The sequence below is a fragment of the Pseudomonas putida genome, from assembly GCF_028682635.1.
Taxonomy (GTDB): domain Bacteria; phylum Pseudomonadota; class Gammaproteobacteria; order Pseudomonadales; family Pseudomonadaceae; genus Aquipseudomonas; species Aquipseudomonas putida_AE.
Window position 1 is genome coordinate 1 of record NZ_JANHLK010000020.1, and the last position, 23,680, is coordinate 23,680.

Annotated in this window: 26 protein-coding genes; 7 read left to right on the forward strand and 19 right to left on the reverse strand. The window is 61.9% G+C overall.

The genetic code is table 11. The annotated features are described in order from the left end of the window. Nucleotides 1–34 precede the first annotated feature (34 nt). The 3 genes from gcvH to NPS56_RS22055 all read right to left on the reverse strand — a co-directional run bounded on the left by gcvH (nt 35) and on the right by NPS56_RS22055 (nt 3,315). Nucleotides 35–418: a glycine cleavage system protein GcvH gene (gene gcvH, locus NPS56_RS22045; RefSeq protein WP_274076577.1), complete on the reverse strand. Its 384-nt coding sequence runs from the start codon at nt 416–418 to the stop codon at nt 35–37. Nucleotides 419–822: 404 nt separating this feature from the next. Beyond that, nucleotides 823–2,331, reverse strand: a complete 1,509-nt coding sequence (locus tag NPS56_RS22050; RefSeq protein WP_274076578.1) for a sigma-54-dependent transcriptional regulator — start codon at nt 2,329–2,331, stop codon at nt 823–825. Nucleotides 2,332–2,400: 69 nt separating this feature from the next. After that, a complete protein-coding gene (locus NPS56_RS22055) occupies nt 2,401–3,315 on the reverse strand; it encodes a LysR family transcriptional regulator (RefSeq protein WP_274076579.1) in 915 nt (304 codons plus the stop codon). A 151-nt stretch (nt 3,316–3,466) separates the two neighbouring features. Between NPS56_RS22055 and speB the strand changes: the two genes are divergently transcribed. The 5 genes from speB to NPS56_RS22080 all read left to right on the forward strand — a co-directional run bounded on the left by speB (nt 3,467) and on the right by NPS56_RS22080 (nt 10,437). After that, a complete protein-coding gene (speB, locus tag NPS56_RS22060) occupies nt 3,467–4,468 on the forward strand; it encodes an agmatinase (RefSeq protein WP_274076580.1) in 1,002 nt (333 codons plus the stop codon). A 65-nt stretch (nt 4,469–4,533) separates the two neighbouring features. Beyond that, nucleotides 4,534–6,045 (forward strand): aldehyde dehydrogenase family protein, encoded by a 1,512-nt coding sequence (locus NPS56_RS22065; RefSeq protein ID WP_274076581.1) that lies wholly within the window; start codon nt 4,534–4,536, stop codon nt 6,043–6,045. 216 nt (nt 6,046–6,261) lie between these two features. Next, nucleotides 6,262–7,836: a purine-cytosine permease family protein gene (locus tag NPS56_RS22070; RefSeq protein WP_274076582.1), complete on the forward strand. Its 1,575-nt coding sequence runs from the start codon at nt 6,262–6,264 to the stop codon at nt 7,834–7,836. Between the two features lie 17 nt (nt 7,837–7,853). After that, nucleotides 7,854–9,542 carry a choline dehydrogenase gene (gene betA / locus NPS56_RS22075; RefSeq protein WP_274076681.1) on the forward strand — a complete coding sequence of 563 codons (1,689 nt, stop codon included), beginning with the start codon at nt 7,854–7,856 and terminating at the stop codon, nt 9,540–9,542. A gap of 439 nt (nt 9,543–9,981) precedes the next feature. Further along, entirely contained in the window at nt 9,982–10,437 is a 456-nt protein-coding gene (locus NPS56_RS22080) for a GNAT family N-acetyltransferase (protein WP_274076583.1), read from the forward strand. A 15-nt stretch (nt 10,438–10,452) separates the two neighbouring features. Here the strand turns inward: NPS56_RS22080 and NPS56_RS22085 are convergent, their stop codons facing one another. The 4 genes from NPS56_RS22085 to NPS56_RS22100 form a co-directional block, all read right to left on the reverse strand. Next, the gene (locus NPS56_RS22085) at nt 10,453–10,644 is read right to left on the reverse strand and encodes a hypothetical protein (protein ID WP_274076584.1); all 192 of its coding nucleotides are present in this window, start codon (nt 10,642–10,644) and stop codon (nt 10,453–10,455) included. Then, entirely contained in the window at nt 10,641–11,426 is a 786-nt protein-coding gene (locus NPS56_RS22090) for a DUF2092 domain-containing protein (RefSeq protein ID WP_274076585.1), read from the reverse strand. The genes NPS56_RS22085 and NPS56_RS22090 overlap by 4 nt, the downstream gene beginning before the upstream one ends. A 187-nt stretch (nt 11,427–11,613) precedes the next feature. After that, nucleotides 11,614–11,931 (reverse strand): NIPSNAP family protein, encoded by a 318-nt coding sequence (locus NPS56_RS22095; RefSeq protein WP_274076586.1) that lies wholly within the window; start codon nt 11,929–11,931, stop codon nt 11,614–11,616. A 134-nt stretch (nt 11,932–12,065) separates the two neighbouring features. Continuing rightward, nucleotides 12,066–12,971 carry a LysR family transcriptional regulator gene (locus NPS56_RS22100; protein WP_274076587.1) on the reverse strand — a complete coding sequence of 302 codons (906 nt, stop codon included), beginning with the start codon at nt 12,969–12,971 and terminating at the stop codon, nt 12,066–12,068. Between the two features lie 130 nt (nt 12,972–13,101). Here NPS56_RS22100 and NPS56_RS22105 point away from each other — a divergent pair, with 130 nt between their 5' ends. After that, on the forward strand, nt 13,102–13,932 hold the full coding sequence (locus NPS56_RS22105) for an oxidoreductase (protein WP_274076588.1): 831 nt from the start codon (nt 13,102–13,104) through the stop codon (nt 13,930–13,932). A gap of 51 nt (nt 13,933–13,983) precedes the next feature. On the opposite strand, the gene NPS56_RS22110 is transcribed toward NPS56_RS22105, so the two are convergent. From NPS56_RS22110 to NPS56_RS22120, 3 genes are read right to left on the reverse strand one after another with little or no spacing between them, the layout of a single operon-like run. Continuing rightward, a complete protein-coding gene (locus NPS56_RS22110) occupies nt 13,984–14,340 on the reverse strand; it encodes a hypothetical protein (RefSeq protein ID WP_274076589.1) in 357 nt (118 codons plus the stop codon). Nucleotides 14,341–14,356: 16 nt separating this feature from the next. Beyond that, entirely contained in the window at nt 14,357–14,758 is a 402-nt protein-coding gene (locus NPS56_RS22115; protein WP_274076590.1) for a cupin domain-containing protein, read from the reverse strand. A 33-nt stretch (nt 14,759–14,791) separates the two neighbouring features. Continuing rightward, nucleotides 14,792–15,541 (reverse strand): SDR family oxidoreductase, encoded by a 750-nt coding sequence (locus NPS56_RS22120; protein WP_274076591.1) that lies wholly within the window; start codon nt 15,539–15,541, stop codon nt 14,792–14,794. Between the two features lie 172 nt (nt 15,542–15,713). Here NPS56_RS22120 and NPS56_RS22125 point away from each other — a divergent pair, with 172 nt between their 5' ends. After that, nucleotides 15,714–16,097, forward strand: a complete 384-nt coding sequence (locus NPS56_RS22125) for a c-type cytochrome (protein WP_274076592.1) — start codon at nt 15,714–15,716, stop codon at nt 16,095–16,097. A gap of 116 nt (nt 16,098–16,213) precedes the next feature. Here the strand turns inward: NPS56_RS22125 and NPS56_RS22130 are convergent, their stop codons facing one another. From NPS56_RS22130 to NPS56_RS22170, 9 genes are all read right to left on the reverse strand, one after another. Continuing rightward, a complete protein-coding gene (locus tag NPS56_RS22130; protein ID WP_274076593.1) occupies nt 16,214–17,098 on the reverse strand; it encodes a ChaN family lipoprotein in 885 nt (294 codons plus the stop codon). Between the two features lie 30 nt (nt 17,099–17,128). Further along, on the reverse strand, nt 17,129–17,896 hold the full coding sequence (locus NPS56_RS22135) for a heme ABC transporter ATP-binding protein (RefSeq protein WP_274076594.1): 768 nt from the start codon (nt 17,894–17,896) through the stop codon (nt 17,129–17,131). Then, entirely contained in the window at nt 17,896–18,879 is a 984-nt protein-coding gene (locus NPS56_RS22140; protein ID WP_274076682.1) for a FecCD family ABC transporter permease, read from the reverse strand. Before NPS56_RS22140 ends, NPS56_RS22135 begins: the two co-directional genes overlap by 1 nt. A 50-nt stretch (nt 18,880–18,929) precedes the next feature. Then, nucleotides 18,930–19,814: a heme/hemin ABC transporter substrate-binding protein gene (locus tag NPS56_RS22145; protein WP_274076595.1), complete on the reverse strand. Its 885-nt coding sequence runs from the start codon at nt 19,812–19,814 to the stop codon at nt 18,930–18,932. A 20-nt stretch (nt 19,815–19,834) separates the two neighbouring features. After that, complete coding sequence (locus tag NPS56_RS22150; protein ID WP_274076596.1) at nt 19,835–19,984, reverse strand: hypothetical protein; 150 nt, start codon at nt 19,982–19,984, stop codon at nt 19,835–19,837. A 207-nt stretch (nt 19,985–20,191) separates the two neighbouring features. Continuing rightward, on the reverse strand, nt 20,192–21,634 hold the full coding sequence (locus tag NPS56_RS22155) for a catalase (protein WP_274076597.1): 1,443 nt from the start codon (nt 21,632–21,634) through the stop codon (nt 20,192–20,194). A gap of 107 nt (nt 21,635–21,741) precedes the next feature. Continuing rightward, nucleotides 21,742–22,122 carry a response regulator transcription factor gene (locus NPS56_RS22160; RefSeq protein ID WP_274076598.1) on the reverse strand — a complete coding sequence of 127 codons (381 nt, stop codon included), beginning with the start codon at nt 22,120–22,122 and terminating at the stop codon, nt 21,742–21,744. A 154-nt stretch (nt 22,123–22,276) separates the two neighbouring features. Continuing rightward, entirely contained in the window at nt 22,277–22,807 is a 531-nt protein-coding gene (locus NPS56_RS22165) for a hypothetical protein (protein WP_274076599.1), read from the reverse strand. Nucleotides 22,808–22,935: 128 nt separating this feature from the next. Next, a complete protein-coding gene (locus tag NPS56_RS22170) occupies nt 22,936–23,640 on the reverse strand; it encodes an AraC family transcriptional regulator (RefSeq protein WP_274076600.1) in 705 nt (234 codons plus the stop codon). Nucleotides 23,641–23,680 lie beyond the last annotated feature (40 nt).

Consider the following 23,680-nt stretch of genomic DNA (forward strand, 5'->3'; position numbering starts at 1 on the left):
CATGGGTGTCGAGGCGGATGGTCATGGGGTGTCCTCACGCGTCGGTCTGGTCTTGGATCAGGCGCTCGTAGGCAGCCTGGTCCAGCAGTTGGCCGACCGCCGCAGCGTCAGCGGGTTTGAAGCGGAAGAACCAGCCTTCGCCCAGCGGATCTTCGTTGACCAGCTCCGGGGTGCTGTCCAATTCCGAATTCACTTCCAGCACCTCGCCGTCCAGCGGCATGCCGATGCTGCTGGCGGCTTTCACCGATTCCAGCACCGACACTTCGGCACCGGCATCAAAGCTGCCCAGCTCGGGCACCTGAACGAACACCACATCCCCCAAGGCCTGTTGGGCAAACGCCGTGATGCCAACGGTGACAGTGCCGTCAGTTTCGGTGCGCAGCCATTCGTGATCGACGGTAAAACGCAATTCGCTCATATCAACTCCTCATTGTTCAGACTCATCCGCTGCAGGTGGCGGAGGGCGATGGGCAGGCTCGCGTTGGAGCTTGGCTGGAGGAGAGATAGCAAGGGCGGTGCCAAGGTTGATTTGTTGTTTTAAATCAATGGCTTAGTGTTTTATAAGGCTGTTTCGGGGGCGGCTTGCGTATTGAAATCAATACAGGCAGGCGAGGGGAAGGGGCCAAAGCCCGGGCCAGACAGGTTGAGAGGGTTTTGTCTTGATTTCGATACGGTGTATCGATTTGCACACAAAATGGCCAATACACACCCATCCCCTGTGGGAGCCAGCCTGCTGGCGATGCGGTGTGACAGGCAGCAAAGATATCGACTGACATGGCCCCATCGCCAGCAGGCTGGCTCCCACAGGGGGCGGCAATGAGATTAAGGTTTGTTGGGAATTCCGTATTTGCGCAGCCGAATGGCAATCGCGCTATGGGATGTTTGCAACCGCGCCGCGAGCAGTCGGCTGGACGGATAACTCTGGTAAAGCTGCTCCAGCAAGTTCCGTTCAAACCCTTCGACAGCCTCTTCCAGGCTGCCCACCTCACCATCGTTCTTGCGCTCCACCGCCGTGCGCGCAATGTCGAGATCATCAATGTCCACCAACGGATTCTCACAAATCGCCGCCGCGCGAAAGATCACGTTTTGCAGTTGCCGTACGTTCCCCGGCCAGCGGTTGCCGAGCAGGGCGGGAAAGGTGCTGGGCGCCAGGCGGCAGGCCGGGCGCTGGATCTGTGCGCAGGCTTGTTGCATGAAGTGCTGGGCCATCAACAGGATGTCGTGGCCCCGTTCGCGCAGCGGCGGTACTTGCAGGTTGAGCACGTTGAGGCGGTAGAACAGGTCTTCGCGAAAGTGCCCCTCGCTGACCATCTTTTCCAGGTCGCGGTGGGTCGCGCTGAGGATCCGCACGTTGACCTTGACCTCACGATCGCCACCGACCCGACGGAAGCAGCCATCGCTCAAGAAGCGCAGCAACTTGGCTTGCAGATACGGCGACATCTCGCCGACTTCGTCGAGAAACACCGTGCCCTGGTCGGCCAGTTCCAGCAGCCCGAGCTTGCCGCCCCGTTGCGCGCCAGTGAACGCGCCGGGGGCGTAGCCGAACAGCTCGCTTTCGGCCAGGCTCTCGGGCAGCGCCGCGCAGTTCAGGGCCAGGAAGGGCGCGTCCCGCCGACCGCTGATGGCGTGACAGGCGCGGGCCACCAGTTCCTTGCCGGTGCCGGTTTCGCCCTGGATCAACAGCGGCGCATCGAGGGCCGCCACCCGTTGCGCGCGGGCCTTGAGCGAGCGGATCGGCGGCGATTCACCGAGCAGCGCATCGAAACCTTCGGCGTGATCATGGTGCAGCGCCGACAGGCGTTCGCCGATGCGGTTGGGTTGGTACAGGGTGAGCAGGGCGCCGGCGTCTGTGATCGGCATGGCATCGAGTAGCAGGGTGTGGCCGCCGAGGCTGACCTCGTGCATGGGCAGGCGGAAGTGGTGGGCGATCAAGGTGCGTTGCAGATCGGCGTCGTCGAACAGTGCGCTCAGGGATTCACCGGCCGGTTCGCGACCGCACAGGGCGATCAATGCCGGATTGGCCAGCAGCACATACCCGCGATCGTCCACCGCCAGCACCGGGTCGGAACTGGCGGCGAGCAGGGCATCCAGTTGCAGGCGCCGACGTTGCCCGGGAAGGATGTCGACCATGGTCACCGCCTGCACGCCGCGCACGCCGAACAGGGCCTCGCGCAACTCTTCCAGCACTTCGGTGCCGAGGGTCGGGGCGTCGATATAGACGTTCGGCGGCACCATCTCCACGGCGTCCAGATTGAAGCTTCGGCCGCCGAGCAGGGCCAGCACTTCCTGGGTGATGCCGACGCGGTCGATGAAGGTGACGTGGATGCGCATGACGGACCTGCAAAAGTGGCAAACGAAAATCAGTATGCCGGGGGCTCTTGGAATTTGGCGAGCGCGATGTCACGGGTTGCCGGTTTTACGCGCACTGGCCGCCAGGTCCTCGAGGAACGCCTGCAGGATCGGCGGCGGTGCCACGCCGCGCCGGGTGATCACGTCGAACGGTGATCGCAAGCGCAAACTCCCCGGGGCCAACTGGTGCATCTCGCCACTCTTGACCCATTGGGCGGCAAAGTGCTCCGGCAGGAAGCCCAGGTAGGCGCCGGAAATGATCAGGATCGCGGTGGCTTCGATGTTGTCCACGGTGGCGGCAGCCTTGCTCACGCCCAGGTGTTCGAGGTCGTATTGCTGCATGTAGCCGCGCACGACAATCCGCCCGGCCGCGACTTCTTCGAGCAGTTCCTCACCCTCAGCCTGGCTGCCATACAGCGGATGCCGGCGCCCGCAATACAAGCCCAGCGCTTCCTGGTACAGCGGCGATTGCAGCAGGCCCGGCACATGGATCGGAAAGTGCCCGATGGCCAGGTGCAGGCGTCCGTCGAGCACCCGTTCTTCCAGCTCGGCGGGGGTGCCGACGTACACGTTCAGGTGCACGTCATGCCCGCGCGACACGAAGCGCTGGGTGGTGCGCGGAATGGGCGAGTCCGGGTCGGTGATGGTGGTGTCGATGATCCCCAGGTTGAGCTTGCCGCTGATGTGCTGCTTGAGCACGTCGGCGTCCATGCAGAAATTTTCCACCGCCGACAGCAGGCGCTGGGTCGCCTCATGGATCGCCACCCCTTGCTCGGTCAGGCGGAAACCGCTGCGCCCGCGCTGGCACAGCTTGACCCCAAGGCGGGTTTCCAGATGGGTCATCTGTTCGCTGATCGTCGACTGCCCGGCATTCAACGCCGCCTGGGCGGCGGAGAAACCGCCGCAGCGGACAATCGTGGCAAACACCCTGAGCAACTTCAGATCGACATCGTGCAGTTGAATCACGTTGACCTCCGGCCTGTGGATGCATCGGTAATGCCGATATGAGTATCTGATGTTTAGCATTTTTTCCACGAAAACCTGCGCCCATAGTCACTCCAACGGCGGTCGCCTTGCAGTTCCGCCAAGCCGATAACAAGAAGTGGAGAGGCTAGAAATGTCGAACAACGGTTATGAATCCGGTCGTCTGAACCTGCCATTCGTGGGTCATTGCACCTTTGGCAAATCCCCGGTGTGCACCGATTGGGACGCCCTGGATGCCGACGTCGCGGTGCTTGGCGTGCCCAACGACATGGGCACCCAGTGGCGCTCCGGCGCACGCTTCGGACCACGCGGGATCCGTGAAGCATCGACGCTGTTTTCCTTCGGCCACGCCGGCGCCTACGATCACGAAGATGACGTGATGTACCTCACCGCCTCGGACGTGCGCATGGTCGACGTCGGTGATGCCGACATCGTCCACACCGACATGGCCACCAGTAACAAGAACACCGAATACGCCGTGCGCAAGATCCTCGATGCCGGTGTGATGCCGGTGGTGCTCGGCGGCGATCACTCGGTGCACGCGCCGGTGATCAAGGCCTTCGAAGGCCGTGGTCCGATCCACATCATCCACTTCGATGCGCACCTGGACTTCGTCGACGAGCGCCACGGCGTGCGTTACGGCCACGGCAACCCGCTGCGCCGCGCCTCGGAAATGAACCACATCGTCGGCATGACCCAGATGGGCATCCGCAACGTCTCGTCGTCCAACCGCGACGACTACGAAGCGGCCCACGAAGCGGGCTCGAAGATCCTCTCGGTGCGCGATGTGCGTCGCCTCGGCGTCGACGGCGTACTGGCGCTGATCCCGGAAAACATCAACTACTACATCACCATCGACATCGACGGTTTCGACCCGTCCATCGCCCCGGGCACCGGCACTCCGAGCCACGGCGGCTTCCTCTACTACGAAGTGCTGGAAATCATCCAGGCCCTGGCCAAGCGCAGCAAGGGCAACATCGTCGGCATGGACCTGGTGGAGGTTGCACCGGTGTACGACCCGACCGGCATGACCTCGATCCTCGCCGCGCAACTGCTGCTCAACAGCATCGGTTTCATCTTCCACGAGCGCGGCAAGGTACGGGCGGCCACCGAGAGTGAAGCGACACTGGCTTAAGAGCAGGCCTGAACATCGAAACCCATACCCCGGCAGTGCCTGACTGCCGGGCAGAGAGAATAAAAATGGACACGATCGTCAAGAGTTACCTGCAGAAGTTCGGCGTGAGCGAAGCCACCCAGACCTTCCTCAGCAAAGTGCAGAAGATGTTCATCGGCGGCGCCTGGGTCGAAGCCAGCGACGGCCAGACTTCCGATGTGATCGAGCCCTCGACCGAAGGCCTGATCACCCGCATTCCCATGGGCACCACCGCTGACCTGGACCGCGCCGTGTTAGCCGCCCGTGCGCAGTTCGACGGTGGCGAATGGAGCCAGGCCAAACCGGCGCAACGGGAACGCCTGATCCAGCGCCTGGCGGACCTGATCGAACAGAACGCCGCCGAACTCGCGCAGATCGAATCGATCGACATGGGCAAGTCGGTCGCCTTCGCCAAGGACGTCGACATCCAGGGCACCGTCGATACCCTGCGTTACTTCGCCGGTTGGGCCACCAAGCTCCACGGCCGTACCGTCGAGCCTTCACTGCCGGGCAATTACCTGGCCTATACCCGCAAGGAAGCGGTGGGCGTGGTCGGTGCCATCGTGCCGTGGAACTTCCCGCTGCAAACCATGGCCTGGAAACTCGGCGCGGCGCTGGCCACCGGTTGCACCGTGGTGGTCAAACCCGCTGAGCTGACCTCGCTTTCGGCTTTGCGTTTCGCTGAACTGGTGCAGGAAGCGGGCATTCCGGACGGCGTGATCAATATCGTCACCGGGCGTGGCAGCGTGGTCGGTGCGGCCATGACCACCCATCCCGGCATCGACAAATTGACCTTCACCGGTTCGACCCCGGTCGGCCTTACCGTTGGCCGCTCGGCGCTGGACGACATGAAGCGCCTGACCCTGGAGCTGGGCGGAAAGTCACCGGTCATCGTGTTTGCCGATGCCGACATTCCGGCGGCGGCACAAGCGGTCGCCAACGGGGTGTTTTTCAACTCCGGGCAGGTATGCGACGCCGGCACGCGGGCCTATATTCATAGCAGTGTCTACGAGCAATTCCTGGGTGAGCTGATCGCCTATACGCGCACCCTGAAAATGGCCCCGGGCCTGGACCCGGACTGCTTCATCGGCCCACTGGTCTCGGCCCTGCAAAAGCAGCGCGTGACCGAGTACATCGAGACCGGCAAGGCCGAAGGCGCCGAACTGGTCTACGGCGGCCAACCGGTGGATGGCCCTGGCTTCTTCGTCGAGCCGACCATCTTCGCCAATTGCCGCAACGACATGCGCATCGTCCAGGAAGAGATCTTCGGTCCGGTGCTGGTCACCGCACCCTTCGACGATGAGGAAGAGGCGCTGGCCCTGGCCAATGACTCGGTCTACGGCTTGGCGGCGGCCCTGTACTCCAACGACCTGGGCAAGGTGCACAGCCTGATTCCACGCCTCAAGGCCGGCTCGGTCTACGTCAACGCCCACGGCACCCTGGACCCGTCGATGCCGTTCGGTGGCTACAAGCAGTCCGGCTTCGGCAAGGACCTGGGCGCGGAGCAGCTCGACTACCTGCTCGAAACCAAGGCGGTGTGGATCACGCTGCCAGCCTGACGCCTGCCCTTTGTAGGAGCGAGCTTGCTCGCGAACAGGCCGGCACATTCGACAAATATGTTGCCTGACCCAACGCTTTCGCGAGCAAGCCCGCTCCCACAGGTTTTTCGTCATTTACACGTTTGAACATCAGGAACGGCATGGAGGCCCCCCGGGCGTCGTTCACCCGAAGAATGCGGTTATCTCGTCATGATCTTCCAACAATAAGAGTCCATCATGAACACAAACGCCAAGTCCGCCACGAGTGTGTCCTCCCTCGATGACAAGTCCGTCGTCGAGGGGCATTCGATTGACTTCATCCCCGAGGACGAACGCACCGACAGACTGTCGAGCCAGGGCCCGTTCTGGTTTCTCGGCAACTTCACCTTCTTCACCATGACCATCGGCTTCGTCGGCCCGAGCGTCGGCCTGACCGCGCTGTGGACCACACTCGCCGGCACCCTGGGCATCATGTTCGGCACTTTGTTCATGGCGTTTCACGGATCCCAAGGCCCGCACCTGGGCTTGCCGCAGATGATCCAGTCCCGTGCGCAGTTCGGTTACCGCGGCGTGATCCTGGTGCTGCTGGCGACGCTGTTCGTGTTCGCCGGGTTCAACATCGTCAACCTGGTCCTGATGATGCAGGGCCTGCACACGCTGTTCGGGTTCAACCCTGCGGTGATCGCGGTGGCGGTGACCATTCCGGCGGCGGTGTTGGCCATCCTCGGCCATGACTGGATGCACCGCAGCTTCAAATGGGCGTTGTACCTGTCGCTGCCGCTGTACGGCCTGGTGACCCTGGCGGTGGTGATGGGCTGGGTGCCGGATGCGGTCTTGCCGGCACTGGCCGAAGGCGAAGTGGCCCCGGCGCCGCTGGGCTTCAACTGGACCGGTTTCATCGCCCAGTTCGCGGCGGCGGCGAGCTACAACATCGCCTATGCCCCATACGTATCGGACTACTCGCGCTACCTGCCGAAGAACACCTCCAGCGGCAAGTTGATCGCCGTGGTGTTCCTCGGTGCTTCGCTGTCCGGTGCGTGGATGATTTCCGTCGGTGGCTGGCTGGCCGATCACCTGCACTCAACCGACGTGCTGGTGGCCCTGGGTCAAGTCGGCAACACCGTGTCGCCGCTGATCGGCACCGCGGTCGTGGTGGTGACCATCCTGGCGTTCCTGCCGGTGATCGCGATGAACATCTACAGCGCCAAGCTGACCACCCTGACCTGTGTCGATTCGATCAAGCACATCGAACCAACCCGCAAGGCGCGGATCCTCGCCATCGCCTTCGTGATCCTGTTGCAACTGGGCGTGGCCCTGAGCATCCAGAGTTCCGGCAAAGGCCTGTCGGTGCTCGGCATCTACCTGGTGGTGATGCTGTACTTCCTGGTGCCCTGGACCTCGGTCAACCTCACCGACTACTTCTTCGTGCGCAAGGGCCGCTACGCCATCCCGCACTTCTTCATGCCCCACGGCAACATCTACGGCAGCTGGGGCCTGCGCGGTATCGCCGCCTATGCCATCGGCTTCCTCTCGATGATTCCGTTCTTCTACATCTACGACGGCGTCGAGCAGCGCGAAGTCTATGTCGGCCCTCTGGCCAAGGCGCTTGGCAGCATCGACGTCGCCTGGCTGGTGGGGCTGATCGTCTCGGGCCTGGCGTACTACTGGCTGAGCCGCTCGATCGACCTCAAGCGCGAAGAAGCGGTGATCCAACAGATCGAGAAGACCTCCCCGCAATACACCACCGGCGACACGCTGACCCACAAACAGTCACCACAACCGGTATTCACTGAATCGACGGTCGGGAGATAGCTATGACCACGCAAAGAATGTCTACACAAAAATACGACTACATCATCATTGGCGCAGGCTCGGCAGGTTGTGTGTTGGCCAACCGCCTGAGCGAAGACCCGGCCACCTCGGTGCTGGTCCTGGAGTTCGGCGGCAGTGACAAGAGCGTAGTGATCCAGATGCCCAGCGCATTCTCGATCCCGATGAACACCAAAAAGTACAACTGGCGCTACGAAACCGAGCCGGAAACCTACCTCAACGGCCGGCGCATCCACTGCCCACGGGGCAAGGTGCTGGGTGGTTCCTCGTCGATCAACGGCCTGGTGTACATCCGCGGCCACGCCCTGGATTTCGACGAATGGGAATCCCTTGGCGCCCAGGGCTGGGGCTACAAGCATTGCCTGCCGTACTTCAAGCGTGCCGAAAGCTACGAGTCCGGCGGCGACAGCTATCGCGGGCAGACCGGGCCGCTGCACACCACCAACGGCAACAACATGAAGAACCCGTTGTACGGGGCCTGGGTCGAAGCCGGTGCCGAGGCGGGCTACATCAAGACCGAAGACTGCAACGGCTACATGCAGGAAGGTTTCGGCGCGATGCACATGACCGTGAAGAACGGCGTGCGCTGTTCCACCGCCAACGCCTATCTGCGCCCGGCCATGGGCCGTCCGAACCTGACGGTGATCACCCATGCGATGACCCGCCAGGTCATCCTTGAAGGCAAGCGTGCGGTGGGGGTCATGTATGACCACGGGGGCCAGACCCACCAGGTGTACTGCAACCGCGAAGTGCTGATCGCGTCCGGGCCGATCAGTTCGCCGCACCTGCTGCAACGCTCGGGCATTGGCCCGGCCGCGGTCCTGCGCAAGGCCGGGATCGGCGTGCGCCATGACCTGCCGGGGGTAGGGGAGAACCTGCAGGACCACGCCGAGGTGTACATCCAGTTCGGCTGCAAGGAACCGGTGACCCTCAACAGCAAGATGGACCCGCTGAGCAAACTGATGATCGGCCTGCGCTGGCTGCTGTTCAAGGACGGCCTGGGGGCCACCAACCACTTCGAGGCCGGTGGTTTCATCCGCTCCGAGAAGGGCCTGCGCTGGCCGGACATCCAGTTCCACTTCCTGCCGGCAGCGATGCGCTACGACGGCAACAAGCCGATCAAGGGCCACGGTTTCATGGTGCTCACCGGTCCCAACAAACCGAAAAGCCGGGGTTATGTGCGGGTGCGTTCGGCCGACCCTTACGAGCATCCGGAAATCCGCTTCAACTACCTGGAGCGCGAAGAGGACCGCGAAGGCTTCCGCCGCTGCATCCGCCTGACCCGCGAGATCATCGGCCAGAAAGCCATGGACCGTTTCCGCGACGGCGAAATCGCCCCCGGCGCGCTGGTGACCAGTGACGAAGACCTCGATGCCTTTGTCCGTGACAACCTCGAAAGCACTTACCATCCGTGTGGCTCGTGCCGCATGGGCGAGGACGACATGGCGGTGGTGGACTCCGAACTGCGGGTGCATGGCATCCAGGGGTTGCGGGTGATCGACTCCTCGGTGTTCCCGACCGAGCCGAACGGCAACCTCAATGCGCCGACCATCATGCTCGCCGAGCGGGCTTCGGATCTGGTGCGTGGGGTGAATATGTTGCCGGCGGCGGATGTGCCGGTGGGGCTGGTGGAGAACTGGGAAAACAGCCAGCGCACGACATTGCCAGGGCGTAACGTGCGGGTCTAACTGCGATCCACGATCCATTGTGGGAGCGGGCTTGCTCGCGAAGGCGGAGTGTCAATCAATACATGTGTCGACTGTCACTCTGCTTTCGCGAGCAAGCCCGCTCCCACAAAGGTTGCGCATGCTTGCCGAGCGGGCTTCGGATCTGGTGCGTGGGGTGAATATGTTGCCAGCGGCGGATGTGCCGGTGGGGCTGGTGGAGAACTGGGAAAACAGCCAGCGCACGACATTGCCGGGGCGTAACGTGCGGGTCTAACTGCGATCCGCGATCCATTGTGGGAGCCAGCCTGCTGGCGATGAGGCCTTCAGGTTCAACAGTGATGTTGACTGACAGTCCGCTATCGCCAGCAGGCTGGCTCCCACAGGAGGCGCGGTGCTTTCAGGAATTTTTTCGTTGTGGTTGCTAGGCTGTAGATCCTTGAGACCGCAATGGAGCACCCTCATGCCTATCCTGGCCCTGCGCGCAGACGCCTCGCACATCGAAAAAATCGCCCCCTTGTTCGACGCCTATCGCGGCTTCTACGGCCAGCCGTCGAACCTGCCACAGTCGCGCAACTTCATCGCCGAACGCATCGCCCGTGACGAGTCGGTGATCTTTCTCGCCGAGGATACCGACGGCGAAACCCTGGGTTTCGTGCAGATGTTCCCGACCTTTTCCTCCATCGACGCACACCGCACCTGGCTGCTCGGCGACCTGTTCACGACGCCCGCCGCCCGGGGCAAAGGGGTTGGCACGCTGCTGATGAACACCGCCCGCGACTTTGCCCGGTTGATGGGCGCCAAGGGCATGACCCTGGAAACCGCCACCGACAACTTCAGTGCCCAGCGTCTGTATGAGTCCCTGGGTTACGTGCGCGATTCGGGCTACTACACCTACTGCCTGGACTTGCAGCGTTGATCGTTTTTCAAGCTGTCAATCGCGCCGCGCCGATCGCCTCGCGACGCCGGCAACACTGACCGGCGTCAGTGGACGCCCGACCACCGCCTCGGCTTGAGGAATAACACTGTGCACGCCTGGGATCGACAAGGTTTCTCCAAGCTCCAGCGCGCACACCGCTACCAATCCCATCAGCAGGAAGCCGCAGGATTTGATCAAGAGGTTCATTTGGTTTTTCCTCGCACAAAGTTGCTGGGCAGGTCCTCGGCGTTAGGCAAGTCTTTCAGATCGATTTTCTGGGCATTGGTCGAGTTGTTGAAGGCGAAATCATCAGCCGGTGCGGCATCGCCACTTTTAAAGTCGCTGAGCTGAATGCTGTACTGCGGACTGCCGGCAATGGTTTTTGAAGTGATGGAATAACGGCAAGGGTAGGGATTGTCGCCCTGGGCGATCCAGATCTGCCAATCAACTTCTTTCTTCCTGAAAGCCAGGTGATCGCATTCGGTACCGCCGATAACGCCACTGCCCAGATCCTTGATGTCGGTCACGCCGGCCATCAATTGATCCTGGGGATTGGACATGAACAGGTCTGCGCCGGGAAGCGGCCGGTTGTATTTATCCCGTAGCGTATCGAGCAGATGATCCAGCGTGCCCGGGACTTCGACCTGGGTGTAGATGTTCTTGCCTTTGCCCAACAGGGTCAGGGTCTTGCCATCAAACACCATCTCCAGGTCGGCAAAACCACTGGCGCGGGTACTGCGCAACTTGTCAGGCCGGGTGATGGCGACTGTACCGGAGCCTGCCAGTGCCAGTCGTTGCTTATCTTTGGTGACCACTTCAAGGATGGTGTCGTAGTTGAACGATATATTTTTTTGCGCTGACATATAGTCGGACATCTTCTTGAGCAGCGTCTTGGCATAGGCTTCATCGGCCTGTGCTGTTGGTGTACTCAATCCGATGGTCAGGGCAAGAACTGCTCCAGTGATGCGGGTGACAGAGATGTTTTCCATGGGAGGTCACCGCGGTAAGAATGCCGGGTTGGCAATGCGGACTTATAAAGTTAGTCCTACCAATGGCAACTCGCCCTGTATTGGCTGACCATTCATCTGACGTTTTATTGCGCAGTGACAGCCCATGTTCGAGAAATAAAAAATGCCGCCCGACAGGCGACATTTTCGTTGACTACGATCAAGCGGTTTACTGTTTCGGCTCACCGAACACGGGCCGGAAGAAGGAGCGTTCATAACTGAGGATGCAGCGGGTTTCTTCCGCGTACTTGAAGGCGGCGATACATTCAGCGTCGTTCATCGACTCTTGGCGATAGGTTTCGTAGGCCGCCAGGCTTGGGAAAGTGAACATCGCCAGAGCAATGTTATTGGCACCCTCGGACGGCAGGAAGTAGCCGTGATGCTGGCCGCCAAATTTCTCCACCAGTGGAATCCACAGTTTGCCGTAGTGTTCGAATGCGTCGAGCTTGTACGGGTCCAGCACATATTTCAGGTAGCAGGTGACCATCTTTTTTCTCGCTGACTAAGTTTATGAAGTGCTCGCCGCCGATGGTAGACAACAGGCCTGGTGGACGCCATGGCGCAGAGCGATTTTGTGGGAGCTGGCCTGCCGGCGATGGCGGCCTGACAGACGACCTGATCTCAAGAGAACACATTCCCCCGTGCGGTACGGGCAAACTCGATGAAAGCCTTGAGCGCTGCGGGCACATGTCGTCGGCTTGGGTAGTACAGATGCAGGCCGGGGTAGTAGGGGCACCAGTCACCCAGCACCTGAACCAGGCTGCCGTCGGCGATCTGCGTCTTGACCATGTCCTCGAAGACGTAAGCCATGCCGACACCCTGCAACGCCGGGCCGACCATCAGGCTCACGTCGCCCAGGGTCAGCGGGCCGTCCACCTCGATTTCCTGGGTGATCCCGCCACGTTCGAACTCCCAGCGATACAAGGTGCCACTGGGGAAGCGATGGCGGATGCACGGCAGGCCATGCAGGTCTTCGGGTTTCTGTGGAACGGGATGCTTGCGGAAAAATTCCGCGGAGCCCACGACCACGGAGCGCAGGGTGCTGCCAATCGGCAGGGAGACCATGTCCGCCTCCAACCGAATACCGAAGCGCACTCCGGCGTCAAAGCCCTGAGCCACCACATCGACCAGCGCGTCGTCTGTCACGATCTCCAGTTTCACGTCCGGATAGGCTTCCAGGAACCGGCCGGCCATTGGCAGCAGCACCAGTTCGGCGGCCTGGCGACCCGCGGTGATTCTCAGGTTGCCCGAGGGTTTTTCGCGAAAATGGTTCAGGTCTTCCAGGGCATCGTCGATATCGCGAAAGGCCGGTTTCAATCGTGCAAAGAGACGCTCGCCGGCCTCGGTCAGGCCGACGCTGCGGGTGGTGCGGTTGAATAGCCGCACGCCAAGCCGGTTCTCCAGGGTGCGCACCGCATGGCTCAGCGCAGAAGGGGTCAGCCCCAGTTCCACCGCCGCACGGCTGAAGTTCAGGTGGTTGGCCACGCACAGGAAGGTCGAGAGATCTGCCGCCGAAGGGGCCTTCATATGTGAATACCGTTCACAAAGTCATGCAAAATTACTGGGATTATCACATCAGTAATGCAGAATTAAAGTTGCGTCAACTCATCAAGAAGGCCCGACAATAACGTTCGGGTCGCTGCCAGGAGGAGTTGAAATGCGTACTTGGTTCATTACTGGGGCTTCCCGTGGTTTTGGTACTCTCATCGCAGATCGTGCTCTGCGTGCCGGCGACGCGGTCATTGCCACCGCCCGTAAACCCGAAGAAATCATCGCCAGACTCGGCGATCATCCAAACCTGCTGGCCGTGCGTCTGGACGTGACCCGCGAAGCAGAAGCGCATCAGGCCGTGGCAGAAGGCATCAAGCGTTTCGGCCGAATCGACGTGCTGATCAACAATGCCGGATTCGGTGTGCTGGGCGCGGTGGAGGAAACCAGTGCGAGCGAGACCGAGCGCCTATTCGCCACCAACGTCTTCGGCGTACTCAACGTGACCCGCGCGGTGCTGCCGCACATGCGTCGCCAACGCGGCGGGCATGTCATCAACATTTCCTCCATCGGCGGCTACCAGGCCTACATGGGCTGGGGCGTCTACGGTTCCACCAAGTTCGCGGTGGAAGGCATCAGCGAGGCGCTGCACCAGGAACTGGCGCCGCTGGGCATCCACGCCACGGTGGTGGAACCGGGCTTCTTCCGCACCGACTTCCTCGACGAGCAGTCGTTGGTGAAGACCGCGCTGGAACTGTCGGACTACGACGACACCGTGGGCGCCATGCGCAAGCATGCCGAGGCCGCCAACCACGCCCAGCCGGGTGACCCGGTGAAATTCGCCGAGGCCATGCTCGCTCTGGTCAATGCGCCGAAACCGCCGCAACGGCTGGCGCTGGGCAGCGATACCATCGCGCGCATAGCGGCGAAAAACCGCTTTGTCGCCCAGGAACTGGCCGAGTGGAACGAGCTGGCGCTGTCCACCGATTTCAAGGACTGACTCAGGTGAAACCCTGTAGGAGCCAGCAAGCCGGCTCCTACAGGTTTTTGATCAGCGGCATTCCATACAGAAATAGGGCATGACGTCGGAGCTGGCATCGTAGCCATTGCTGCCATCTGCGTAATGGTTCTGCCGTAACCGGTCAGAGCCGCCTTCTGCAACCCGAGTACCGCGCATCGAGTTGTAACCGCCCGCGGCAACGCTGTTTTGCTTCAGCCGGTCGGAACCGTCCGATGCCAGTAGCCGCTCTCTCAAACGATCGGCACCACCCTCGGCCAGTTGCCGTTCCTTCAGACGATCAGCGCCACCTTCAGCGACCTGATCCTGCTTGAGGCGCTCCGCCCCGTCGGCGGCCAGTTGTCTTTCCTTGATGCGGTCGGTGGCGCCTTCTTGGCGCCTTATACGCAAGTATGACCAGCGACCGTCAATCGACCGGGAGGACCGGTGGCTTGCCCTGATCCTTCAACAGAAAGACGACGAATTTCGCCGGCTTGTCCTTGCTCGCATTACGGCCCACGGTGTGGATGTCATTGGGGCCTTCGTGGAAGCTTTGCCCGGGCATCAGCGTGACTTCCTTGCCACCCTTGACCCCCATGACGATCGAGCCTTCGAGCACATAGATGAAGCCGTGGGCGTCGTGCCGATGAACCGGGTCGGCACCGCCCGGCGGGTACTCGACGGTGAGCATCAGCACTTCCTTGCCGGGGTAATCGGGAAGCGCGGTGACAGATACCTCCTTGACGTCCGGGGGCGGTGCGTCGGCGGCCAGGACCTGGGGCGGCAGGGTGGACAGTGCAAGCAGGGCGAGGAGAACGTGGGTTCGCATGGGACGCTCCTGATGAAGTGGGCGGGCTGACTGTCAGGCGCCGGCGCTCTTGAGCCATTGATCGAAGTGAGTCTTGCCGACGATGGGATTGGCGCCCGGGGTCAGTGACTGGTCGTTGATGATCGCGCCGAAGTAGCCGGCGTTGTCGTCGGTAATCACTTCCCGCTGATCCTTGTTGTGTTGCAGCCAGGTCTTGGCGAACGAGACCAGCGGCTGCTTGTCTGGACCTGCCACTTCCGAGGTCTTGTTGGTGGGCGCCGCCACGGCAATCGTGGCCAGTGCCGAGGCCACGTCGGCCGAGGCGATCGGTTGCAGGGCGGCGGAAGTCAGGCGGATGCTGTCGCCTTGTGCACCGGATTGAGCAATGGCGCCGATGAACTCGAAAAACTGCGTGGCACGCAGGATCGAATAGGGCACGCCGGCTTTCTTGATCAATTCCTCCTGGGCCATCTTGGCGCGGAAGTAACCGCTTTCGAGCATCCGCTCGGTGCCCACCACCGAGAGTGCGACGTGGTGCTTGACCCCGGCGGCCTTCTCGGCAGCGGCGAGGTTGCGCGCGGATTTTTCGAAGAAATCGAGCACGGCGGCATCTTCGAACGAGGGCGAGTTGGCAACGTCGACCACCACGTCGGCGCCTTGCAGGGCAGCCTGCAAGCCTTCCCCGGTCACCGCGTTGACCCCCGATTTCGGCGAGGCGGGCAGGACATCATGCCCATCCTCGCGCAGCCGTTCGCAGAGCTGGGTGCCGATCAACCCGGTTCCGCCGATCACGACAATTTTCATGATGTTTGCCTCCGTCTGTTGGGTGTGCGTGAGCCTGGTGGAGATGGACTGACCTTCAAGTCTAGGCGGGGATAACAACGCGATGCATTGGCGGGATGGACGGCAGGCATTTATTTCGCAGGAAGCCGGATCATGATCAAATGGCGGCCATTTTTGCGTGGGTACTGGCTTGATGAACAAAACAGCGATGATGACCCTTGCCCTGAGCCTGGGTCTGTTCGGCATGCAGGCGCACGCACAAGGTGATGCCGAGGCGGGCGGGAAACTGTTCAAGCGGGTGTGCGGTGGCTGCCATCAGGTCGGTGAGGGCGCACGGGCGTTTTTTGGTCCGCAGCTCAACGGTATTGTCGGGCGCACCGCCGGGAGCACCACGAACTATCAATACTCCGATGCCATGAAATCATCCGGGATCGTCTGGACCCGGGATAAACTCGCCGCGTACATCGAGGATCCGAAGGCGGTGGTGTCGGGTACGCGGATGATTTTCTGGGGGATCAGCGATCAGGAGAAAATCGATGATCTGCTGGCCTACTTGCAGACCTTCCAGACACCCTGATCCTGGTGGATGTACCTCGATCCCGTAGGAGCTGCCGCAGGCTGCGATCTTTTGATTTGCTTTCAAGGGCAAGATCAAAAGATCGCAGCCTTCGGCAGCTCCTACAGGGGGGCGTGTTATCGACGAAATTGCGCGCAGTGGTCCTGTTCCGGTTGCGCTGCGGTGTACCACACGTAATCCGCGCTATCGGCGCTGACCGTCTTGCCCACCTCGGCCAGCACCAGCACCGCGTTACCTTCACCCGCGCCGAGGTCTTTCAGGTGCAACGGCACGCCCAGGTCCTTGCGCACATGAAACGCCCCGGCCAGCAACAGGGCTGGCGTCGGGGCCGCCAACAGGCGCTCGGCCATGCGTCGGTCACGCTGCTGCTGCACGGCGAGCATCGCCGGCATCTTCGCTTCGGGCAGCAAGCCGCAATGGGACTCGCGGATGTCGTCCAGTAATGTCGCTTGCACCTGTCGGGTGGTGGACGCTTCGCCGCTGAGCGTCGGGCGCTGTTTATAGATCTGCATGATCTGCGCCCGGTCCAGGTTGGCCGACAGCAGCGGGTAGGGTTGACGCAGGGCGTAAGTCACCAGTGCGCCGTAAACGCTCCAGTCCCAATTGGCTTGCCAGGACAGCGCCTGGTACGGGTCGGCCGGCGCTTGACCGGCACGGCTGGCGGCCTGTGCGGCATCGACTTTCGCCTGTTGGTCGGGGTTGAGCATTTCCAGCAACAGGCTGCCTTGCGGACGTTGCGCCGCCAGTTGGCGCAGCAGCCACAATTGCAAGGCATGGTGGTCGGGATTGTCGTGTTGTTCACCGACCAGCACCCGCGGCGCAGCGGCCAGGCGCTCGACCAGCTCTTGCGGGGTGAGGGTGCGCCCGCTGGCGAGTTCGCGGATCACCCCGAGATCGGCGTGATCTCGCCCTTGCGAGGCGATCGCCGGCGGTGGCGGTGTGACGTCATGGGATTGGCAGGCAGCCAGCAGGCTGACCAGGCATAACAGCAGGATGCGCATCGGATCTCCTTGTTGGACGGTAGACGTCTATCAGCGCGCAATAATCAACGGGTGACCGCGCTCCGGGTGCCGCTGAATCAGTACTTGCAACCCGTACACCGTCTGCAGTGCTTCGGCGTTCAGTACCTCATCCGGTGGACCGTAGGCGTGCGCACGTCCCTCATGCAACAGCAGCAACTGATCGCAATACCGTGCCGCCAGATTCAAGTCGTGCAGGATTACCAGCACCGCCGCACCGCGCCCGGCGAAGTCGCGCACCGCTTGCAGAATAGTGTGCTGGTGCAAGGGGTCGAGCATCGAAGTCGGCTCGTCGAGCAGCAGGATCTGCCCTTCGGCACCCGGCCACAATTGCGCGAGCACCCGCGCCAGGTGCACGCGTTGGCGTTCGCCACCGGACAAGGCCAGATAACTGCGCCCCGCCAGGTGCAAGGCGTCGGCGGCACTCAGGGCTTGGGCGACGATTTCGGCATCGCGCACACGCCCGCTGGCATGGGGCAAACGACCCATGCCCACCACTTCATTGACCGAGAAGGCGAAGTTCAGGCTCGAACTTTGCGGCAATACCGCCAGGCGCCTGGCCCGTTCCTGCCCCGGCCAGTCGGCGAGTGCACGCTCGTCGAGGCTGACCGTGCCTTCATTGGCCGGCAGCTCATCGCACAAGGCGGCGAGCAGGGTGCTTTTACCGGCGCCGTTGGGCCCCAGCACGCCAAGGACTTCACCCGGACGCAACTCGATATCGATGTCCGCCAGCACAGTGCGACTACCGCGCCGCACCAGCAAATTGTTGGCCCGCAGCATCAGGAACGCCCCCGTACCAGCAGATAAAGGAAGAAGGGTGCACCGATGAGTGCGGTGATGATGCCGATCGGTAACTCGGCCGGTGCCAGCAACAGGCGGGCGACCAGGTCGGCCAGCAACAGCAGGCTGGCACCGGCGAGCAACGACGCCGGCAACAACACCCGATGATCCGGGCCAACCAGCAGGCGCATCAGGTGCGGCACCACCAGACCGATAAAGCCGATCAGGCCTGCCGCCGCCACCGCGGCACCGACGCCCAGCGCCGTGCACAACACCAGTTCAAGCTTGATCCGCTCGACATTGAACCCCAGGTGACGGGCTTCGGATTCGCCCAGCAGCATCGCATTGAGCGCCGCCGCGCGCCGCGGCAACCACAACGCCACGCCCACTGCCACGATCAGCAACGGCCACAGGCGCGGGTAGCTGGCGCCGTTGAGGCTGCCCAGGTTCCAGAAGGTCAGGGTGCGCAACGTGGCGTCATCGGCCAGGTAGGTGAACAGACCGACGCCGGCCCCGGCCATGGCCGTCATCGCCACGCCGGCCAGGAGCATGGTGGCGACGTTGGTCTGGCCATCGCTGCGGCCGAAGCGATACACCACCGCCGTGACGATCAGGCCACCGACGAAGGCACTCACTGACAACAGGTAGGGTTCGATGGCCGGCGGCAGTCCGCCGAGCATGCTGCCGCCGACGATTGCGACGGCTGCACCCAGTGCGGCACCGCCGGATACACCGACCAGACCCGGATCCGCCAACGGGTTGCGGAACAACCCCTGCATCGCCACACCCGACAGTGCCAGTACCGAACCCACCGCGATGCCGAGCAGACTGCGCGGCAGGCGGATCTGGCCGAGGATCAGCTCCGCCTGTTGCGTGTCACCACCGTCAACCGGCATCCCGAGCAAGCGCAGCCCGGCCAGCAGAGTATCGCCCAGCGGCAGGCTGACCGGCCCGAGGGCCAGGGACAGCCAGAACACCAGCACCAACAACAGACCCAAAGTAATCAGCATCGACCGCGGCCGAACGATGGCCGTCATCGGTTGCGCTCGGCAGTCTGCACCTGTGCCGACGGATAGAATGCTTTCGACAGTGTGTTCAACGCGTCCGGCACACGCGGCCCCAGGCCACCGACCAGCAGCGTGGGGTCGATCACCAGCACCCGGCCTTCGCGACCGGCCGAGGTTTGCGCCAGGACCGGATTCTGCTCCAGCAGCGCTGCCCCCGCGGCATCGCCTTCAAGCTTGGCACCGGCGAAAATGATCACCTGAGGGTCCAGGGCCAGCATGGCTTCGTTGGATACCGGCTTGTAGCCGTTGTGCTCGGTGAGGTTTTTCCCGCCGGCCTGATCGATCATCCAGGCGGCCAGTGTGTCCTTGCCCGCGGCCTGGAGATTGGCGCCGGCATGGCTGAGCAGCAGCAACACCCGAGGGCTGGGGTTATGCTGTTGTACCTGTTTAACCCACGCTGCCTGCTGCTCCAGACGCTGTTGATAATCGGCCATCAGCGCCTGCGCTTCAGCCGGTTTGCCGAGCAGTTGCCCGAGCTCGGTCAGGTTGTGTTGCAACGAGGGGACGTCGGCCTTGGCCGAGAGCAGCTCAATGCGCACGCCGGCAGCCTTGAGTTGCGCCAAAACCGGCGGCGGCCCCATTTCGGCGCTGCCCACCAGAATGTCCGGCTTCAACGCCAGAATGCCTTCGGCCGCCAGCGCCCGCTGGTAACCGACGCTCGGCAGGCTGTGCAAGGAGCGCGGGTGCTGGCTGGTGCTGTCGACACCCACCAGCTTGCCCTCGCCACCCAGGGCGACCACCCATTCGCTGAACGCGCCACCGGCGCTGACCCAGCGCTGGGGCGGGGCGTCGGCCACGGCCATTTGGCTCAGGAGCACGCTGGCGCAGGCCAGCAGTGATTTGATACGCATCAGGACGCTTCCTTAGTCGTTCAGGACGGTGGCGGTTTCGGCCAGGGTACGCCGAACAACGGAATGACCCGTTCACCGTCGGCATCGAAACCTTCGAAGCGGGTGATGATGCCATCGACGCTCGGCTTGCGCATCCGTGATCCCGATGCCACCTGTGGGAGCAGGCTCATTCCCACAGGTCATTTTGTTCACCAGCCGATGCTCGCCAGTGCTTCAAGCCTCCCAGTTTCGTGCCGCACTGAGGATTTGAATCCACTGATCATCCTGTGGGAGCGAGCCTGCTCGCGAAGAACCTGAGCACGCCTCGGGGTGTCAGGTTTCCAGCGTTATCGTTAGCGACCATCGCGAGCAAGCTTGCTGCTACAGGGTGTGTGTGTTTACCGGTCGAGTTCTGCCAACGCCCTGGACACCCCGGCCCCATAGAACGGATCTGCCTTGGTGCAGTGCGCAATATGCCGTTGCTGCACCTCCTGTGAAACGCCACTGAGCGAACGCGCAGTGTTTTCAAACAGTGCCTGTTTCTGCGCGTCGGACATCAGGCGGAACAGATTGCCCGGCTGCTCGAAGTGGTCTTCATCCAGGCGATGATCCCAATGCCCGGCAGCGCCGGAAATCTTCAGCGGCGGTTCACGAAAGTCCGGTTGGTCGGCCCAGGCGCCCTCGCTGTTGGGCACGTACGCCAGTTGTTCGGCGTAGTTGCCGTCCACGCGCATGGCGCCGTCGCGGTGGAAGCTGTGCACCGGGCAACGGGCCGCGTTGACCGGGATCTGGTGGTGATTGATCCCCAGGCGATAACGCGCGGCATCGCCGTAGGCAAACAGGCGCGCCTGCAGCATGCGGTCCGGTGAGAAGCCGATACCGGGCACCACATTCGACGGCGAGAACGCGGCTTGCTCGACTTCGGCGAAGACATTTTGCGGGTTACGGTTCAGTTCGAAGTAACCCACTTCGATCAACGGGTAATCCTCGTGCGGCCAGACCTTGGTCAGGTCGAACGGATTCACCGGGTGGTCATGGGCCTGGTCTTCGGTCATGACCTGGATGTAAAAGGTCCAGCGTGGAAAGTCGCCCGCTTCGATGCTGTCGAACAGATCCCGATGGTGACTTTCCCGGTCGCGGCCAATGAGGTGTTGTGCTTGTTCATCACTGAGGTTCTCAACGCCTTGCTGGCTCTTGAAGGTGAACTTGACCCAGTGCCGCTCATTGTTGGCGTTGATCAGGCTGAAGGTGTGGCTGCCGAAACCGTGCATGTGCCGGTAGCTGCGCGGAATGCCGCGCTGGCTCATGACAATGGTCACCTGGTGCAAGGCCTCGGGCAATGACGTCCAGAAATCCCAGTTGCTTTGCGCATTGCGCATGCCGGTGCGCGGGTCGCGTTTGACAGCGTGGTTGAGGTCGGGGAAGCGCAATGGATCGCGGAAAAAAAATACCGGGGTGTTGTTGCCCACCAGGTCCCAGTTGCCTTGTTCGGTATAAAACTTCAAGGCGAAACCACGGATGTCGCGCTCGGCATCGGCAGCGCCGCGTTCACCGGCAACGGTGGAGAAACGGGTGAAGATCGGCGTTTGCTTGCCCACCTGCGAAAACAGCCGGGCCTTGGTGTAGCGCGTCACATCGTGGGTGACGGTAAAAGTGCCGTAGGCGCCGGAGCCTTTGGCATGCATGCGCCGCTCAGGAATCACCTCGCGATCGAAGTGGGCAAGTTTTTCCAGCAGCCAGACATCCTGTAACAACGCGGGGCCACGGGGGCCGGCAGTCTGGATGTTGAAGTTGTCGACGACCGGTGCGCCGTTGATCGAAGTCAGTTTATTCCTGGGCATGGCACGGTTCTCCAAGTTGGGACTTTAGTTGAGTGGCAAGAGTGAACGGCTTAACTAACCGAAAGCTGAAAAAGAAAACGTTATTTGTTATGGCGGCGTCTTGCAGTTCACTCGGGAACCCGGCGCTTCAAGGCCCGTTCAATACACGCCAGCAGCGCATGGGTGCAGAAGGGCTTGGGGAAATAGCCTTCGGGTTTATGCACGCTGGCACTGAATTGCGGCGGCAGGCCGGGCTTTCCTGTAATGAACAGCGTAGGGATGTGGATGTTTCTGCGCGCCAGCGTTTCGTACATTTCCACCCCGCACATGCCGGGCATCTGAATATCCGAAATCAGGCAGTCTGTCTGCGCAGGTCCGCTGGATTCAAGAAAGGCACAGGCACTGTTGTAGGTGATTGCCCTGTAACCGTAAGAACGCAACAAACTGTCCAGTGAGACAAGAATAAGTTCGTCATCATCAACAACCGAAATAATAGCTGAGTTGAACATGTAGAAACCTTGCGTTGTTGCGGGTGGCGCTAAGTGGCGCCCGCCATACTTGCAAGATACGCGCTGCAGAAAAGTGCAATAGTATACTTGGGTATGTTGGGTTGTTATTTCGCGTTAGTTGCGATGGGTTATCAATATCATTGAGCGGTTTGCCTCACCCTGGTTGTTCATGGGGCAGGTTGTCCTCGATCACCGACAGAAAACGCGCGTTGTGCCGTGCGCATGCTTCGAAAAAGCGTTTGCTGGCGTTGTCCTTGTTGGCGATGGCGCGTTCAAGGCAATCATGCAGCAAGGCATCGACGGCCCGCAGTCGCAGCTTGCCCTGGCAAATACCAGTCAGGCAGTCGGCAAAACACTGCGGCTCGCGGGTGTCGTTCAGGCTGTAGAGCGCCGCGGTTTCGATGTGGCCGCCCAGGTCGGTGATGGCACTGGCGAGGAAATCGGCATAGTCGGCATTGGCGCGCACCAGGCGGCGGAACAGCTGTTGCACTGGCAGGAAGCTGACATTGCGCAGTTGCTGCTGGCCCCGCTTGAGTTGCGCGAGCATGCCCAGGGTGGTGCCCAGCGTCTGCGTCAATGCATCGATGACCTCCACGCGCTCGGCGGAGGACAGGGAGGTATGCGCGCCATAACGACTGATGCGCAGCGGATGACTGACGATGTACAGCTTTTGCAATGCGTTCATGGCAATCGTCCCCAGGTCAGCGCATCGGCGCGATGAGTTGATTCATTCGAGGTGACCAGCCTAAATCGACGGGTGCGCGATAACACTCCTACCTCAAGACAGCGTGCTAGCACATCGGGTCAGGCCCGTCATACCTGGGTATGAGCGGTGGGGTATTGCGAGCGCAGCAGCGGGCTCCATTGTTCCTGGTTGTCCGGGCGTCGGTAGTACACCACCATGCGCCGGGCGACCTGCATCGCCACATCACGACCGTGATCGGCCTCGACCAGCGCCAGGGCCAGATCAATGCCTGCGCTGACACCAGCAGAGGTCCATATCGTCCCTTGCTGGACGAAAATCGCTTCGCGGTCGAGCTCGACCTGCGGGAACAGGCGCTCGAACAGGTCGGCCATCACCCAATGAGTCGCCACACGCAAGCCATCGAGCAAGCCGGCCCGGGCCAGAAAAAACGAGCCGCTGCACACCGACGTGGTACGCCTGGCCGAGCTGGAAGCGGCGCGCAACCACTCCACCAGCGGGGCGCTCTCGACCATGGCCTGGCGGATGTGCGGGGAGCCGGGAACGATCAGCGTATCCATCGGGCTACCGGCGAACTCACTCAGGCGCCGGGTCTGTACCTCCAGCCCTTCGCCCGTGCGAATGGACCCACCGTCCAGACTGGCCGTGTGCAAGGCATAACCTTGCAAACCGCGTTCGGCCAGGCTGCGGGTCGCCGCCCAGAACACGGTCTGGGCACCGGTCAGGTCCAGCAAGCCCATTTGCGGATAGGCCACGAAGATGATGCTGCGAGGTTGTGCCGTTCCAAGGTTGTCGCTCATTTCATTGATGGGCACTGCTTGTCTCCAGGTCGCCGAATCGTGGCGTCAGAGGTGG

What these genes read in the sequence shown, in the direction of transcription:
- gcvH (WP_274076577.1), bottom strand. Translation starts at nt 418, where the DNA reads ATGAGCGAATTGCGTTTTACCGTCGATCACGAATGGCTGCGCACCGAA.
- NPS56_RS22050 (WP_274076578.1), bottom strand. Translation starts at nt 2,331, where the DNA reads ATGCGCATCCACGTCACCTTCATCGACCGCGTCGGCATCACCCAGGAA.
- speB (WP_274076580.1), top strand. Translation starts at nt 3,467, where the DNA reads ATGTCGAACAACGGTTATGAATCCGGTCGTCTGAACCTGCCATTCGTG.
- NPS56_RS22065 (WP_274076581.1), top strand. Translation starts at nt 4,534, where the DNA reads ATGGACACGATCGTCAAGAGTTACCTGCAGAAGTTCGGCGTGAGCGAA.
- NPS56_RS22070 (WP_274076582.1), top strand. Translation starts at nt 6,262, where the DNA reads ATGAACACAAACGCCAAGTCCGCCACGAGTGTGTCCTCCCTCGATGAC.
- betA (WP_274076681.1), top strand. Translation starts at nt 7,854, where the DNA reads ATGTCTACACAAAAATACGACTACATCATCATTGGCGCAGGCTCGGCA.
- NPS56_RS22080 (WP_274076583.1), top strand. Translation starts at nt 9,982, where the DNA reads ATGCCTATCCTGGCCCTGCGCGCAGACGCCTCGCACATCGAAAAAATC.
- NPS56_RS22085 (WP_274076584.1), bottom strand. Translation starts at nt 10,644, where the DNA reads ATGAACCTCTTGATCAAATCCTGCGGCTTCCTGCTGATGGGATTGGTA.
- NPS56_RS22090 (WP_274076585.1), bottom strand. Translation starts at nt 11,426, where the DNA reads ATGGAAAACATCTCTGTCACCCGCATCACTGGAGCAGTTCTTGCCCTG.
- NPS56_RS22095 (WP_274076586.1), bottom strand. Translation starts at nt 11,931, where the DNA reads ATGGTCACCTGCTACCTGAAATATGTGCTGGACCCGTACAAGCTCGAC.
- NPS56_RS22100 (WP_274076587.1), bottom strand. Translation starts at nt 12,971, where the DNA reads ATGAAGGCCCCTTCGGCGGCAGATCTCTCGACCTTCCTGTGCGTGGCC.
- NPS56_RS22105 (WP_274076588.1), top strand. Translation starts at nt 13,102, where the DNA reads ATGCGTACTTGGTTCATTACTGGGGCTTCCCGTGGTTTTGGTACTCTC.
- NPS56_RS22115 (WP_274076590.1), bottom strand. Translation starts at nt 14,758, where the DNA reads ATGCGAACCCACGTTCTCCTCGCCCTGCTTGCACTGTCCACCCTGCCG.
- NPS56_RS22120 (WP_274076591.1), bottom strand. Translation starts at nt 15,541, where the DNA reads ATGAAAATTGTCGTGATCGGCGGAACCGGGTTGATCGGCACCCAGCTC.
- NPS56_RS22125 (WP_274076592.1), top strand. Translation starts at nt 15,714, where the DNA reads ATGAACAAAACAGCGATGATGACCCTTGCCCTGAGCCTGGGTCTGTTC.
- NPS56_RS22130 (WP_274076593.1), bottom strand. Translation starts at nt 17,098, where the DNA reads ATGCGCATCCTGCTGTTATGCCTGGTCAGCCTGCTGGCTGCCTGCCAA.
- NPS56_RS22135 (WP_274076594.1), bottom strand. Translation starts at nt 17,896, where the DNA reads ATGCTGCGGGCCAACAATTTGCTGGTGCGGCGCGGTAGTCGCACTGTG.
- NPS56_RS22145 (WP_274076595.1), bottom strand. Translation starts at nt 19,814, where the DNA reads ATGCGTATCAAATCACTGCTGGCCTGCGCCAGCGTGCTCCTGAGCCAA.
- NPS56_RS22150 (WP_274076596.1), bottom strand. Translation starts at nt 19,984, where the DNA reads ATGAGCCTGCTCCCACAGGTGGCATCGGGATCACGGATGCGCAAGCCG.
- NPS56_RS22155 (WP_274076597.1), bottom strand. Translation starts at nt 21,634, where the DNA reads ATGCCCAGGAATAAACTGACTTCGATCAACGGCGCACCGGTCGTCGAC.
- NPS56_RS22160 (WP_274076598.1), bottom strand. Translation starts at nt 22,122, where the DNA reads ATGTTCAACTCAGCTATTATTTCGGTTGTTGATGATGACGAACTTATT.
- NPS56_RS22165 (WP_274076599.1), bottom strand. Translation starts at nt 22,807, where the DNA reads ATGAACGCATTGCAAAAGCTGTACATCGTCAGTCATCCGCTGCGCATC.